14 protein-coding genes are annotated in these 14,184 nt (G+C 58.4%); 9 read left to right on the top strand and 5 right to left on the bottom strand.

The features are described 5' to 3' along the window. The first annotated feature begins 93 nt into the window (after positions 1–93). Positions 94–657 carry a rhodanese-like domain-containing protein gene (locus AC0V6W_RS10670; protein WP_486149831.1) on the top strand — a complete coding sequence of 188 codons (564 nt, stop codon included), beginning with the start codon at positions 94–96 and terminating at the stop codon, positions 655–657. A 182-nt stretch (positions 658–839) separates the two neighbouring features. Beyond that, positions 840–1,961 carry a hypothetical protein gene (locus AC0V6W_RS10665; RefSeq protein ID WP_486149829.1) on the top strand — a complete coding sequence of 374 codons (1,122 nt, stop codon included), beginning with the start codon at positions 840–842 and terminating at the stop codon, positions 1,959–1,961. Positions 1,962–2,548: 587 nt separating this feature from the next. On the opposite strand, the gene ruvB is transcribed toward AC0V6W_RS10665, so the two are convergent. Genes ruvB through ruvA form a run of 4 tightly spaced genes read right to left on the bottom strand, consistent with a single transcriptional unit; the run spans position 2,549 to position 5,251 of the window. Beyond that, positions 2,549–3,604: a Holliday junction branch migration DNA helicase RuvB gene (gene ruvB, locus AC0V6W_RS10660; RefSeq protein WP_486149827.1), complete on the bottom strand. Its 1,056-nt coding sequence runs from the start codon at positions 3,602–3,604 to the stop codon at positions 2,549–2,551. Then, positions 3,601–4,047, bottom strand: a complete 447-nt coding sequence (locus tag AC0V6W_RS10655) for a hypothetical protein (protein ID WP_486149825.1) — start codon at positions 4,045–4,047, stop codon at positions 3,601–3,603. Before AC0V6W_RS10655 ends, ruvB begins: the two co-directional genes overlap by 4 nt. 46 nt (positions 4,048–4,093) lie before the next feature. Continuing rightward, on the bottom strand, positions 4,094–4,579 hold the full coding sequence (locus tag AC0V6W_RS10650; protein ID WP_486149823.1) for a hypothetical protein: 486 nt from the start codon (positions 4,577–4,579) through the stop codon (positions 4,094–4,096). A gap of 57 nt (positions 4,580–4,636) precedes the next feature. Then, positions 4,637–5,251, bottom strand: a complete 615-nt coding sequence (gene ruvA, locus AC0V6W_RS10645; RefSeq protein ID WP_486149821.1) for a Holliday junction branch migration protein RuvA — start codon at positions 5,249–5,251, stop codon at positions 4,637–4,639. A gap of 394 nt (positions 5,252–5,645) precedes the next feature. On the opposite strand from ruvA, the gene aroC reads away from it, so the two are divergent. The 7 genes from aroC to AC0V6W_RS10610 all read left to right on the top strand — a co-directional run bounded on the left by aroC (position 5,646) and on the right by AC0V6W_RS10610 (position 12,532). Then, positions 5,646–6,761, top strand: a complete 1,116-nt coding sequence (gene aroC / locus AC0V6W_RS10640) for a chorismate synthase (RefSeq protein WP_486149819.1) — start codon at positions 5,646–5,648, stop codon at positions 6,759–6,761. 107 nt (positions 6,762–6,868) lie between these two features. Further along, positions 6,869–7,225 (top strand): UrcA family protein, encoded by a 357-nt coding sequence (locus AC0V6W_RS10635; protein ID WP_486149817.1) that lies wholly within the window; start codon positions 6,869–6,871, stop codon positions 7,223–7,225. A gap of 165 nt (positions 7,226–7,390) precedes the next feature. Beyond that, positions 7,391–7,834 carry an NAD(P)-binding protein gene (locus tag AC0V6W_RS10630; RefSeq protein ID WP_486149816.1) on the top strand — a complete coding sequence of 148 codons (444 nt, stop codon included), beginning with the start codon at positions 7,391–7,393 and terminating at the stop codon, positions 7,832–7,834. Next, positions 7,783–8,748 carry a hypothetical protein gene (locus AC0V6W_RS10625; protein WP_486149814.1) on the top strand — a complete coding sequence of 322 codons (966 nt, stop codon included), beginning with the start codon at positions 7,783–7,785 and terminating at the stop codon, positions 8,746–8,748. Before AC0V6W_RS10630 ends, AC0V6W_RS10625 begins: the two co-directional genes overlap by 52 nt. Beyond that, positions 8,715–9,449 (top strand): FAD-dependent oxidoreductase, encoded by a 735-nt coding sequence (locus AC0V6W_RS10620; RefSeq protein WP_486149812.1) that lies wholly within the window; start codon positions 8,715–8,717, stop codon positions 9,447–9,449. The genes AC0V6W_RS10625 and AC0V6W_RS10620 overlap by 34 nt, the downstream gene beginning before the upstream one ends. A 12-nt stretch (positions 9,450–9,461) precedes the next feature. Beyond that, entirely contained in the window at positions 9,462–11,576 is a 2,115-nt protein-coding gene (locus AC0V6W_RS10615) for an FAD-dependent oxidoreductase (RefSeq protein WP_486149810.1), read from the top strand. 11 nt (positions 11,577–11,587) lie between these two features. Beyond that, positions 11,588–12,532 carry an acetoacetate decarboxylase family protein gene (locus tag AC0V6W_RS10610; RefSeq protein ID WP_486149808.1) on the top strand — a complete coding sequence of 315 codons (945 nt, stop codon included), beginning with the start codon at positions 11,588–11,590 and terminating at the stop codon, positions 12,530–12,532. Between the two features lie 21 nt (positions 12,533–12,553). Here the strand turns inward: AC0V6W_RS10610 and AC0V6W_RS10605 are convergent, their stop codons facing one another. Next, the gene (locus AC0V6W_RS10605) at positions 12,554–14,131 is read right to left on the bottom strand and encodes a tetratricopeptide repeat protein (protein ID WP_486149806.1); all 1,578 of its coding nucleotides are present in this window, start codon (positions 14,129–14,131) and stop codon (positions 12,554–12,556) included. Positions 14,132–14,184: the final 53 nt, after the last annotated feature.

The following is a 14,184-nucleotide window of genomic DNA, read 5'->3' as shown; positions in this document are numbered from 1 at the left end:
CCTACCCTTGCCGCTAAAGCGCGGATCGACCCTATATTCATCAATCTTACATACTGGACACCCCATGACTTTCCCTAAGGTCAGGAGGTTTCAATGATAAACACGGTTTTGATAGCTGGTGCAGCTTTGTCTGCGGCCTTAGCGGTGTCGCTGACTGCACAGGATCAGGTAAGCGAAGCGCAAGAAATTGATTATGCAGGCTTTGAACTGCTGACAAGCGAGGTTGCCTCCATCAGGCAGGAACGCCTTTTGTCGCTCGCAGATTTCAAGGCTCATGCGGCCGAAACTGATACACTCATCCTGGACACGCGATCCGTCGCCGCATTTGAGTTGGGGCACATAGATGGTGCGGTGAACCTGCCCTTCTCTGACTTTACACAAGATAAGTTGCGCGAAGTGATCGGCGAAAACAAAGGCCGCAAAATTTTGATCTATTGCAACAACAATTTCAGCGACAATGTGCCGCCGATCAGGCTTAAGATCGCATCCCTCGCTCTGAACATCCCGACATTCATCAATTTAATCGGCTACGGCTATGGCAATGTCTGGGAGCTGGGCGATACTGTTACGACAGCCGATGTGGCTTGGGTGGGAACAACGCCAATGGCTCAGCTTCAAGCGCAACTCTCACAAACGGAACGTACAAGCCAGCAATAGGATTGCGTGCAAAAGAAAGGGCGGCTGTTCCGTGAGGAAAGCCGCCCTTTTCTGTGTTGGTGTGCCCGTACTCTTAAGCGGCTGCGCCTTCGCTACCGCCTTTTACACCGAATTTCTTGCGGCCCAGGATCGCTGCCGCGGCTGCGCCGAACAGGATCATCATCGGCGGAGCTGGCACTTCGGTGCCGCCGCTGGATGATGTGGTCGTGCCGCCTGAAGTCGACGATGTTGAGCTGGAGGTCGACGTCGAAGTGCTGGTCGATGTCGCGCCCGAACTGCTGCCGCCGCTGGTGGTGCTTCCGCCCGAAGTAGACCCGCCGGAGCTGGATGCACCCGAGCTGGAACCCGACGAAGAGGTCGATGTCGAGGTGCTGCTGGAGCTGGACGAAGAACTGGTTGAGCTTGTCATATCGCCGGAGCTGGTCCCGCCGCTGGTCGCGCCGCCTGAAGAGGTGGTGCTCGAACCGCCCGAAGTGCTCGAACCGCCCGACGTGCTGGTTGCGCCGCCCGAGGTTGAGGTGTCACCGCCGCTCGATGAGGAGCTGGAGCCGCCTGAAGAGCTCGAAGAACTGCTCGCGCCGCCCGATGTGCTGGTATCGCCGCCGCTGGAACCGCCGCTTGACGATGTGCTTGAGCCGCCTGAGCTGGATGAACCACCCGACGAACTGGTGTTGTCACCGCCGCCGCTCGTCGAGCTGGAGGACGATGAGGAGCTGCTGCTCGATGAAGAGCTGGAGCTGGACGAGGAAGACGAGCTGGAAACCGCACCCGTGCTCGATGTCACGGCCCCAGTTGAGCTGGAAACCGCGCCGGTTGAACTGGACACTGCACCAGTGGAGCTGGAGACATCGCCTGTTGAGCTAGAGACTGCGCCAGTTGAACTGCTCACCGCGCCCGTAGAGCTGGAAACCGCCCCCGTTGATGTCGAGGTGGAAACCGCACCTGTGCTCGATGAGACGTCGCCAGTTGAGGAGCTGACAGCGCCTGTCGAGGTCGAATTGTCGATGTTGATATTGATGTTGATACCATCGCCATCTTCACCGCCCGTGCTGGTGGTTGTCCCGCCGCTGGTCGTGGTGGTGGTTGTGCCGCCGCTGGTTGAGCTTACAGGCTCGCCGGTATTGGTGATGTTGTTGACCGTGACATCGCCCGATGACGAGCCACCGCCGCCAAAGAAGCCGCCGCCAAAGCCGCCACCGAACCCGCCGCCAAAGCCGCCGCTGCCGCCAACAATCACGGGCGCAGCGCCAAAGCCGCCGCCGCCTTGTACGGGAGGAAGCGGGGGAAGCGGTGCAGGTGCGTAGGCAACCTGCGCAATCGGCGGGCATTCAATCGGATCGTAATAGGCCTGGCTCGCGCCGGCAGGCAGCGGAGCCGATGCCGCGACAACGCCGGGCGCCAAAGGCTGGCATTCCACTGTGCGTTCCACAATCCGGCGGCGCTGTTCAGGGATCACCCGTTCGCGCGTCTTGATATAGCGCGGTTCATTCGGAAGCGGTTGAAGCTTCGTCCCGTCGCGCGGCACATCCAGATTGGTGGTGTATTGCGGATCATCCGTGTTCAACGGCTCAGCCACACGAACAGCACCGCCCTGGATAAGAGCGACACCTGCGACGGCGGCGGAGAGCTTTGCAGCAGCCAGTTTGAACGACATAACTAAAAACCTTATTTGCCTATTGGAGGCTTGATATAGCGGACCTATACCGACGCCTGTTCCAACGCTGTAATGCCTCCACCTCGCATTACACCGCAATGTGTTTAACCATATTTAGGCCGCCTCGGCTCCTCAAAAATCGCGAATTACCGTGATTTTACGTCCGCTTGTCCCGAATTGACACTGCTGGGTTAGCTTTCATTTAGCCATTTTACACGGGCGCAACATTTGCGCGGCCTATTTGACGCTATCGCCGAACAATCCGGGCGCAGAGCGATTCGCATCATCGCCTGCGCGTTTCACAGGCGTCATCTCAAGATGCTCCCAGCCCGCATCATTCAGCACGCGCCCCCGCGCGGTGCGTGCGAGCAGACCCAGCTGGATGAGGTAAGGTTCCACCACATCCTCCACCGTATCGCGCGGTTCCGCCAGCCCTGCTGCCAGCGTTTCCACCCCCACCGGGCCGCCTTTGTAAGTGGCGGCGATCATGGTGAGATATTTGCGGTCCATCGCGTCCAAACCCAGCCGGTCAATCTCCAGCCGGGTCAGCGCATCGTCAGCGCCTGCGCGCGTCACGGTGCCGGTCCCTGCAACCTGCGCAAAATCGCGGACCCGGCGCAATAACCGCCCCGCCACACGCGGTGTCCCGCGCGAACGCCGCGCAATCTCACGCGCGCCATCTGCGTCAATCGCGAGCCCCAGCAGCCGGGCGCCGCGCGTCACCACCTGTTCCAGCTCTTCATGGGAGTAGAATTGCAATCGCACCGGAATGCCAAACCGATCGCGCAACGGCGTGGTGAGCAGCCCTTGGCGCGTCGTCGCCCCGATCAGCGTGAACGGCGGCAGATCAATCCGCACACTGCGCGCCGATGGCCCTTCGCCAATGATGATATCGAGCGCGCGGTCCTCCATCGCGGGGTACAGCACTTCCTCAACAACCGGGTTCAACCGATGAATTTCATCAATAAACAGCACGTCATGCGGTTCAAGATTGGTCAGCAATGCCGCCAGATCGCCCGCTTTTGCAATTACGGGGCCGGACGTGGCGCGAAATCCCACGCCCAATTCCCCCGCAACGATCTGCGCCAGCGTCGTCTTGCCAAGGCCGGGCGGGCCAAAAAACAGCGTATGATCCATCGCCTCGCCGCGCGATTTGGCCGACTGGATAAACACTGCCAAATTGTCGCGTGCGGCTTCCTGTCCGATAAATTCGGAGAGCGATTTAGGCCTGAGCGCGGTGTCTGGATCACCGATTTGCGGATCGGGGGAATGAATGGGCAGATCGTCAGTCATGACAGTACTTTAATCCCTCCACCGTCATCCTGAACTTGTTTCAGGACCCATCGCGAAACAATACAGGTGAGATGAAGCGCCACCTCGAACCCTGCACGTACATCCTTGCCAGCGGCTATCGCGAAACGCTTTATACTGGCGTTACGTCTGATTTGATGGCGCGACTTGCTCAGCATAGAAGCGGTGCCACAGATAGCTTCACGAAGCGGTATCGCGTTCACCGGCTTGTCCATTTTGAACGGTTTGAGACGATGGAGCCTGCCATCATCAGAGAAAAGCAATTGAAGAACTGGCGCAGGCAGTGGAAGATAAACTTGATTGAAGGGGGCAATCCCCATTGGCGAGATCTGGCCTGTGAATTGGGCTTTGCGCCCTTGCAACAGCGCCGCGCCGGTGATGGATCCTGAAACGAGTTCAGGATGACGAATGGTATAAGTCATCATCCCGCCGCCTTTATCGGCGCTGCACCTGCCATATCGTTCATCTTGCTCATTGCTCGGAAAAGTCTGGATAGGCCTTGCGGGAGGTGAATTGGGGGCGGAACAATTTCCCGCCATTGATCTGCACAGGATTGCCTGCCTGATCCAGCGCGAGCGAGCCCACAACGTAATAAACGCCCGGTTCCGGCACAGCGACGGAGCTGCAACTCGTCCCCACAGGTTTTACGATTTTCAGACGGCCGGTCGCTCGTTCGATTTTGCCCGTTTCTTGGGGCGTATCGGCCATCAGATGTACATCGATCAGATCGCGGTAATGCACATTGCGCAGCGAATTGGGCGTGATGCGCACCCGGTATTGTACCATGCCTTCGGGGATTTCGGTCTGTTGCTGCGCGCTGAACAGCACAAATCGGCTTTCGAACTGCGGCCCCTGGCACGCAGCGGCGGGTGACGCAGCGGTAAGGCCCAGTCCAAGGCAAAGTCCAAGCCCCAGTCCAATGCACTTAACAGCGGCGAAAATCTTCGGGTTTTTCATCGGGTCAATTCCTCCTGAAAAACGGGTCGCATCGCAAGGATTGATTGCCGATGAACATCACCCCGCCGCCTTTTTCAGCGCGACCCGGATCAGATCGCTTTCACTGGCATCCTTGCCCAGTTCAGCCGTGGCGCGCGCGACGGCCTGCGCCGCGATAGCCGGTTTGAAGCCGAGATTTTCCAATGCGCTTACCGCATCCGCGCTTGCGCCGCCTGAGGCCATGGCCGCCCCGCCGCCTGACGCGCCGCCTGCCCCGACAGATCCCGGCATCGCGCCTGCTTTATCGGTCAGCTCATTCACGATCCGGCCTGCAAGTTTCGGCCCTACCCCATTGGCGCGCGCAACGCTGGCGGCATCGCCTGCCGCACACGCATCGCGCAATTCGGCAGTGGAAAGCGCGGACAGGATCGCAAGGCCCACTTTGCTGCCCACGCCCTGAACCTGCGTCAAAAGGCGGAACCAGTCGCGCTCTGCGCTTTCCGCAAAGCCTAAAAGGCGCATATCATTCTCGCTCACCTGCAAATCGGTGTGGACCGTGCATGCCTCCCCCACATTACCCAGCGCCGACAATGTGCGCGCCGAACAATGGACGAGATAGCCCACCCCGCCGACATCGACGATGGCCCAATCTTCACCCGTTTCATCGAGCCTGCCTGATAGCTTTGCAATCATACTGTATGTGTTCTCGCCTAAAGGTGCGCCAAAGGCCAGACCGTGCGAGGCGTTTATCGTCACTCCTGCAGGGGGAGGAGGCGCGCTGCCGCCCCCGTTTTCCTACTTTGTGCTGCCGCGCTATAGGCTTTGGCACGATGATTTGCGCGCTTCTCCTCTCTGAGGCACTCTCTCAGCCCCTCCCTCAACCCTGCCGAATTGATCGACTTGCTCGATCAAAAGCCGCATCAGTGATCGATCTGATTTTTACGCCAAGACCGTGTAACATGCGGTCCAAGTGCCTCTCATCAGCGACGAACCGAGTGAGAGGGCCCGGTGAGCTGAATAGTAAGCTGAATGGCAGGCAGCCGGGCGGGTGGTGGACAAATGGCGCCAGATTGGGGAAAGGGCTGGCATGAGCTGGAACACATTCGGACGCGCTTTGCGCTTCACCACTTGGGGCGAAAGCCATGGACCCGGCCTTGGCGTGGTGGTGGATGGCTGCCCGCCCGGGCTGATGCTGACAGAAGAGGCGATCCAACCCTTCATGGATGCGCGCCGTCCGGGGCAAAGCAAGTACACAACGCAAAGGCAAGAGGCGGATCAAGTGCGCATTGGGTCTGGCGTGTTTGAGGGCAAGACAACCGGCACGCCCATTCACCTGATGATCGAAAACACCGATCAGCGCTCCAAAGACTACTCGGAAATCGCCAAGAGCTATCGCCCCGGCCATGCCGATTACACCTATGATGCGAAATACGGGCACCGTGACTATCGCGGCGGCGGGCGATCATCGGCGCGCGAAACCGCAGCGCGGGTGGCCGCTGGCGCAGTGGCGCGGGCGATCATCCCAGAGGTATCGGTGCTTGCCTTTGTGTGCGAACTGGGCGGGGATGCGATTGACATGAATGCCTTTGACGCAAGCGAGATCGCGCGCAATCCGTTCTTCTGCCCTGATGCGGCGGCGGCCAAACGCTGGGAAGCGAAAGTGGACGAGGCGCGCAAGGCAGGCTCTTCGCTGGGCGCTGTGGTCGAATGCGTGGCAAGGGGCGTTCCGGCTGGCTGGGGCGCGCCGGTCTATGCCAAGCTCGATAGCGATCTGGCGGCTGCGATGATGACAATCAACGCGACCAAAGGCGTGGAGATCGGCGATGGCTTTGAAGCCGCGCGTCTGACGGGTGAACAGAACGCCGATGCCATGTCGCCCGGCCCTGATGGTAAACCGCAATACGCCAGCAACCATGCAGGCGGGACAGCAGGCGGCATCTCCACCGGACAGCCCGTAGTGGTGCGAACCGCTTTCAAACCAACAAGCTCGATCCTCACGCCTGTCCCTTCCATCACCTCTGATGGGGAGGCGACTCAGGTGCGCACCAAGGGCCGCCATGATCCGTGTGTGGGCATCAGAGGCGCGCCGGTAGTCGAAGCGATGATGGCGCTGGTGCTGGCCGATCACAAACTGCTGCATCAAGGCCAGATGGGCAGCATCGGGGTGGGAGCAGGAGCAGGAGCAGGAGCGGAGAAGCCATAAGGGAAACATCAGATTAGCTTCAAGGTGCGCTCAGGACTTTGAATGCCAAACCCCCGATTGAGGATGGCAGGCGAACAGATCGCCACAACTCATCAAGGGGAATTCACATGTTCAATACCACTAAAGCCATCACCGCCACCGCTCTGCTTGCACTTGGCTGCACCACCGCAATCGCGGCTGACAATGACACGATGACAGTCAACGATGACGGCAATCGCACCGTGATGGTGTCCTATGACGACCTCAACCTCGACAGCGAAACGGGGATGCAAGCTTTGGAAAGCCGCATTCGCGGGGCTGTCAAGAAGGTGTGCGGATACTCAAGAGCGCGCCAGTCGGTGCGCGAGGTCTCGCAATACCGCCAATGTGCGAAAGCCACCACATCGGTTGCGCTGGCCAGCATCAAGTCAACAAACGCCACTCGCCTCGCTGTAAGCAGCGTCCCGGCCAAAGCGAACCGGTAAGCACTGACCACAAAGGGGGGCGGCTGGGTGACCGGCTGCCCCCTCTGGGTCTGGCCGCGCCGAAGGGTACGATATCAACGTGCGACAGGGAGGCAAAGCAATGGTAGGATTGATGCCAGCGACTCCCGCCAGGCCGGGTCAGTCGATCAGGTTTGGGGGGACCATATGACTGATACCAAGGGTGCGAACGAGGTCGCACAGCGCACAAGGATCACGATCCTGGGCGGCGGACCATCGGCGGTTGCGGCCGCCTTCTGGCTCAGCGATCCAGCGCTTGAGGGCCGCTATGACATCACCATCTACACGCAAGGCTGGCGGCTGGGCGGCAAATGCGCGAGCGGCCGCAACGAAGCGGTCGCCGACCGGATAGAGGAACACGGCCTGCACATCCTGATGGGCTGCTATCAAAACGCCTTTGCCACTTTGCGCACTTGCTATGAAGAGTGGCGCAAAGTGCATCCAGACCCGGATAATCCCCTGCAGGAATGGACCGACGGCTTCAAACCGCAGCATCTGGTGTCGTTGATGGACCGTTCGCCCGATGGGGTCTGGACCCCGTGGAACATCCCCTTTCCCAAATTGGGGGAGAGCCGGGCGATGAGGTGCTGAACGCAAAAGACCGCCCCGGCCAGCTGCCAATCAGCGCACAAAGCAAATTGGTTCTAACTTTGATCGATACGATTGAAGGTTTGATCCCCGCCCACGCACCTTTCCGCAAAGCTGTGGAGACCTGGTTCGCTGTCGTCCGCTACAGGCTGGTGCCCGATCGGATACAGCCCAAAGTGGGCGCAAAAGTCGCACTCGCCAGCGCGCAGGAACAGATTGGCCAATTCCTCGGCGAACATCAAAACGATGATAGCGCGCTTGCGGTCGGCATATTCGGCACTTTGCGCATGATCGCCATTGGCGCGGATCTCGTTGTGGCGACAAGTGCCGGCTATATCAGCGATCTGCTGGGCAAGGGGGAAGCGGGCTACGACGCGCTCAACACGCTCGATATGCGCGAATGGCTGGAAAAGCATGGGGCAACGCATGGGACGCTGAATTCGGGCCTCGTCAATGCAATCTATGACCTTGCTTTTGCGCAGGTTGGCGGAGAAATGGACAGCCCAGGGCTGCTGGCCGCCGGCGTGTCCTTTCGCGCGCAGATGGAAATTGCGGTCGGATACAACAACGCGCCGCTATGGCGAATGGTGGCAGGCACGGCTGACACTGTATTCACGCCGCTTTACGATGTTCTGACCGCACGCGGGGTCGATATCCAGCTGTTCCACCGGGTGACCGGGCTGGAATGCGCAAATGGCGAATTGTCGCAAATCACTGTCAGACGGCAAGCGCGCACTCTTGGAGACCAGCCCTATAAGCCGCTTCGCCGGATCACCATACCGGGCGGCAAACAGATGGACAGCTGGCCAAGCGAACCGGATTGGTCCCAATTGGAAAATGGCGAAAAGCTGAAAGCCGACGGCACAGATTTCGACTATTCCGATTGTCTCGTCTATTCCGATCCCCCCGCACACTGAAAGCAGGCGAAGACTTCGACATCGCCATATCAGGGCTTCCGCCGCTTGTTCTCGAACCGCTCGTCACCGATCTGATGACAGCGCATCCCAAATGGGCCAGCGCGATTGAGCACAGTGCATCGGTTGGCACACAGGCGATGCAATTGTGGATGAGCAGGGGACTTGATGACCTTGGCTGGAGCCATGGTTCAACCGTGCTCACATCGTACAAACCGCCTTACGATAGCTGGGGCGATATGACCGAGGTCATTGCCTTTGAAAATTGGGGGGAGGACCGTTCTGGCCCTGCCCCCATCCCGCATTCGCTGGCCTATTTCTGCGGCACTTTGGCAATCGACGGCGACCCAATATCGCCGCCCAGTTTGACTCGCGATGCTGACCATATAGCCGATCAATGGATCGACACCTCGCTCAGCGGTTTGTGGCCTAACCTTAAAGACACCAGTTTCGGATCACAGGTTATCAGCAGCTATGTGCGGGCCAATTTCGACCTGTCCGAACAATATGTCCAAACCCCATCAGGCGAAAATGTCGCATCGCGCTTTGATCCTGCAAAACCTGCCGAACTCAGCAATTTCTACGTCGTGGGCGACTGGACCAAAACCCGCTTTAGCGGCGGCTGTTTTGAAAGCGCGATGGAATCAGGAATGCTGGCCGCGCGCGCGATCAGCGGCTTTCCGCAATACATCAAAACCACCTGAGGAGGGTGCCCGATGGCCAAGCGCAAGATAGCAATTCTGGGTGGCGGTATGGCGGGGCTGAGTGCCGCTTATCAATTGACCCGCACGCCTGATTTGCGAGCCGCAAATGAAGTGACCGTCTATCAGATGGGCTGGCGCTGCGGCGGCAAAGGGGCCAGCGGACGCGACGCGCAAAACCGCAATATCGAACACGGCCTGCATGTCTGGTTCGGCTTTTACGAAAACACGTTCAAACTGCTTCAGGAACTCTACGCCGAACGCCCGCCAATAGAAGGCGGGTGGGCCATGCCAACATGGCAGGATGCGGCAAAACCCCAGCGCTTCACTCCGCTAGGAGTGTTAGATCCAGCAGGAAACTGGTCTTACTGGCCGCTGACCTGGGCGACAAACAATGGCATTCCGGGCACCGGCGGGCTGTTTCCGACTCTGTTTGAAATGCTTGGCACAATGGCAGATTGGGTGAAGCTGATCCTGTCGCATCACGAAGGCCCCAATATGCGCGAGGCGACCGGGCATGCGGGGCCTGCGCCAGATGGACTGCACAAACTGCAAAACCCGCTCGATGCTCTTGATGCAGCAGCAGCGCATTTACGCGGCGCTGAAGAGGCAACAGCGGATGCTCTACATAAGGCAGCACACCGCGCACTCGGCCTGATCAGCTGGGTCCATAAGGCACATGAACCGCATTCGGCCGAGGCGCGCAGGGCGAACGGTCATTCCATCCCGCACGATCTGCTCGACATTTTCAAAGCGGTATCGAAAGGGATCATCCTTGATCTGGTTTTGAAGGATGCGCCCTTCACTTCGCTTGACGATTTAGAGTTTCGCGAGTGGCTGCTAAAACACGGCGCTGACCGCGACGTAGTTGCGCAATCCACTCTTGTGCGGCTGCTCTATGACACCGCCTATCAATATGTCGATGGCGATGCGGACCAGCCCAATGTCGCCGCCGGCACTGCGCTGGGCACCATTATGCGTATCGTGCTGACTTATAAAGGCACAGCCATATACGAGGTGCAGGCTGGCATGGGCGAGGTGATGGTTGGCCCGCTTTATGAACAGCTAATCGCCAATGGTGTGGCGTTCGAATTCTTCAACAAGGTCACGTCGCTTGAACCAAGCTCAACCGATCCCGGCAAAGTGGGCAAGGTCAAAATCGACATACAGGCCGAGTGCATTGATGGTCCTTATGCGCCCACGCAGCGACGAGATGGCATGGTGGTGTGGCCATCACAGCCGCATTGGGAACAGCTGAAAGCCGGCGCACAAATGCAGGCCGCGGCGGTCAATCTTGAAAGCAACTGGTACAACTGGCCAGCTGCAAACCAGCGTGAATTGACGCTGGGCGAGGATTTCGACGATGTCGTTCTGGCCATTGCCTTGGGCGCATTGAAACAGTTCAGCGAGGATGAGCCGGGCATCTGCGCCCCGCTTACCGCGATCAACACGCCGCTGCGCAATTGGATCGAAAACACCCCGATCGTGCCCAGCCTCAGCGTTCAATTGTGGTGCGACCGCGACCTTGAAGGTCTTGGCTGGACCCGCGCCAAACCCGCCTGTGTCTCAGGCCCAGAATATCTCGATATCTGGGCTGATATGAGCCAGGTTTTGAAGTTTGAAGGATGGGGCGATCACGGCCCCGAAAGCCTGCATTACCTGACGGGCACCATGCCATCCACGCTGTATCGCGCGCCAAAATCTCAATCGGGTACGCCAGCAAAAGCCAAAGCGGATTTGCGCCGCATGACAATCAATTGGCTCAACACCAAAAGCTACGCCTCATGGCCCGGTGCGCAAAGGGATAATCAGTTTAACTGGTCCATCCTCCATGCGCCCAGGGATGTGACGGGCGAAGCGCGATTGGACGCGCAATATTACCGCGCCAATGTTGATCCGGGCGAATGCACAACCCTTTCAGGCGCCGGGATGACGCAATACCGGCTGCACGCAAAGACCGATTTCAGCAATCTGATCCTTGCTGGAGAAGGGACGCAAATGGGGCTTGTCACCTCGTTCGAAGGGGCAGTGATGTCAGGCATGGCCGCCGCCCGCGCGATCTGCGGTCAGCCTGTCAAAATTATCGGATACGATTTTCTCGAACGCCGCCCTTCACAAGGCTTTGGATAAGGATTGAAACGATGAGCAATATCCCTTTTATTTCCTGGCTGGGCCATGGCGCGATTGATGTGGCACCGCCGGGCGTCTTTGAAAACGCGGCCGCGCACGCATTTGTGATTGAGGCCGATAAGGCGTCGATGCAAAAGCTCACCGATGCACTTCTCAACGCAGCAAGCGATGGTAGCGTGCGGTATGAAGTTCCGCTGGGCGTGTCGATTTTCAGCTCTGTCGATGTGGAGCGCACTTTTTCAGGCGGCGCGCAGGTCGGCTGGCTACCGGGACGCGAATTTGCGGTGTGGATCCCGCTGATCGAAAGGCACAAAGGCGATCTATTGAAGACGCGCGTTGTTCTGTGGTCGCCCTATATTTTCATCAACTATGCCATGGGTATGGTGATCGGACGCGAGACATGGGGCTGGGCCAAAGAGCTGGGCGATCTCGAAGTGCCAGAAGACAATCCTGAAAATCCGCAATTCTGCTGCACAACCACATTCTTCCCCACCCTGTCGAGCGAAACGCGCGGGGTAACGGCTCCGCTTTACACCATAAAAGGTGCCAAGGCCGAATTGGACGCCGCAGAATGGAGTGATGGCGTCAAAGCGGCAGAATCCTTCCTCACCCGGCTGCTGTCAGGCGCTGGCGAAGACGTGGCCGATTTGTTTCACTTTCGCCCCCATGTTCCGGCAGTCGCACTCAAACAATTTCGCGAGCCTGGCGCTACCAATACAGCGTGTTACCGCGCGATTGTGCACACGCCTGTTGAAATCACCAAGTTCAAAGGCGGCGGCTTTTCGAAAGGCGCGCATGAAATCGAAGTGATAACGTGCGAAAGCCACCAGATCATTCGCGATATTTTGGGCCGCGAACCTGACCCCGGCTCCACCAAAATCCCGGTAAAATTCGCCATTTGGGCAAAGTTTAATTTTGCGACGCTGCCCGGCGATAATGTTCTGGTTAGCCAATAGCGGCAAAACCGGCTGACACCGTCAGCCCCCGCGCGCTTTGGCAATTCCTTCGTGAAACAGGGCGGTGATCGCCTTGTCTTCATAAAAGGTGCCTGCGGCCGCCGCGATGGATATGCCCGCTTCTGATTCCAGCTTGGTGAGCAATGCGGCAGCTTTGTCCAGCTGCCCCGCATGCGCACACGATGCAATCAGCAATGCGTAAATCGGCGGCGATTGTCCGTATTTCACCGCCTCATTCGCCAGCTCCATTGCCTGTGCGTAGTCACCTCTCGCAAACCCAATTGCAGCCTGATAACCGACCTGCAAAGTGCGATTGGGCGACAGAGGATCAAGCTTGATCGACAATTGCATCAACGCCTCAGCTTCATCGACATGGCCCGATGCAAGCTTGGCCATTGCGAGCACCATCTGCGTGAACGAGGAGCCCGGATTGAGCTGATAGGCCCGCTCTGCCAATCGGCTCGCCCCTTGAAGATCACCGGCGATCTTGCAAGCGAGCGATCCCGTACCCACCACCTGCGGATCGTCCGAGCCATGGGTGAGGCTTTCGGACGTGTGATATTCGGCCAGACGCAGATTTTCCAGCGGATCATCCGACCATTTGCTTTGCGCGATATTGGCATGGCATCCAGCCACAATGCTGTGCGCCAGCGGGTAATCGGGATCGCGCTCCAAAGCTTCATTCAGAAGGTCGAGCGCTTCGTACATGCCCTGGCGAGTGTAAGTGCGCAATTTGGCAAGCCCGCGCAGATAGAGCTCATATGCCTTAAGATCAGCGGTTGGACGGCGGATCGCGCGCATGGTTTCGCGCTGCTGTACAGAAAACTCCACAACCCCTGCAACGCCTGCTGCAACATCATCATAAAGCTGGAACAGATCGTCCATCGAACCTTCGAACCGGTCTTGCCAAACGACCCCGCCATTGCTGACATCGGCCACTTCAACGCGGACACGCAGCCGGTCCCCTGCGCTTTGTGCCTGGCCCGAAACGATATAACGCACGCCCAGCTTCTCACCCGCTTCGATCGGCGTGTTGACCTCGTTCCGGATCGCAAAGGTTGAACCACTGGCAATGATGAACAAAGTGCGGATGCGGCTAAGCGCTGCGACCACTTCTTCAACCAATCCGTCCACGGCAAATTGATCCGATGCGGCATTGCCGCGCATCTCGAACGGCAAAACCGCCATGGATGGCAATTCAGGCAATTCGCGCGAAAGGCCGCCAGATATGACAGTCGGCGTGTGCTCGTCACCGTTTTGGGGTTTGGCTTTGACCGGTTGAACCAGCCTGTAACCGCGTTTTGATATGGTCTCGATATACGGTTCGGATTGGCCAAGGGACTTGAAGGTCTTGCGCAGGATGGAAACCGCACGGCTCAAACTTTCATCGCCGCCAAATTCTACGCCCCAGACATCTTCGATCATCTCATTGCGGGAAACCACTTCGCCCTGCATCTGCGCAAGCTTGAGCAGCACTTCCATAATGCGCGGTTCGATTGCCGATGATTGATCGCCCAGTTCCAAGCGGTTGAGATCGGCGCGCACGCGGACCTCTCCAATGCGGTCGACACCGTTGCGGTGCAAAAGCCTATTGTTCAAATTCTATTCCCCCAACACCGCCTCTTTACGCACCGCGCTTTCCTTGTGGCAAG

The organism is Erythrobacter sp. JB1-7, assembly GCF_057365015.1.
Note: the sequence above shows the minus strand (reverse complement) of the source record. Positions and strands in the feature narration are given on the sequence as shown.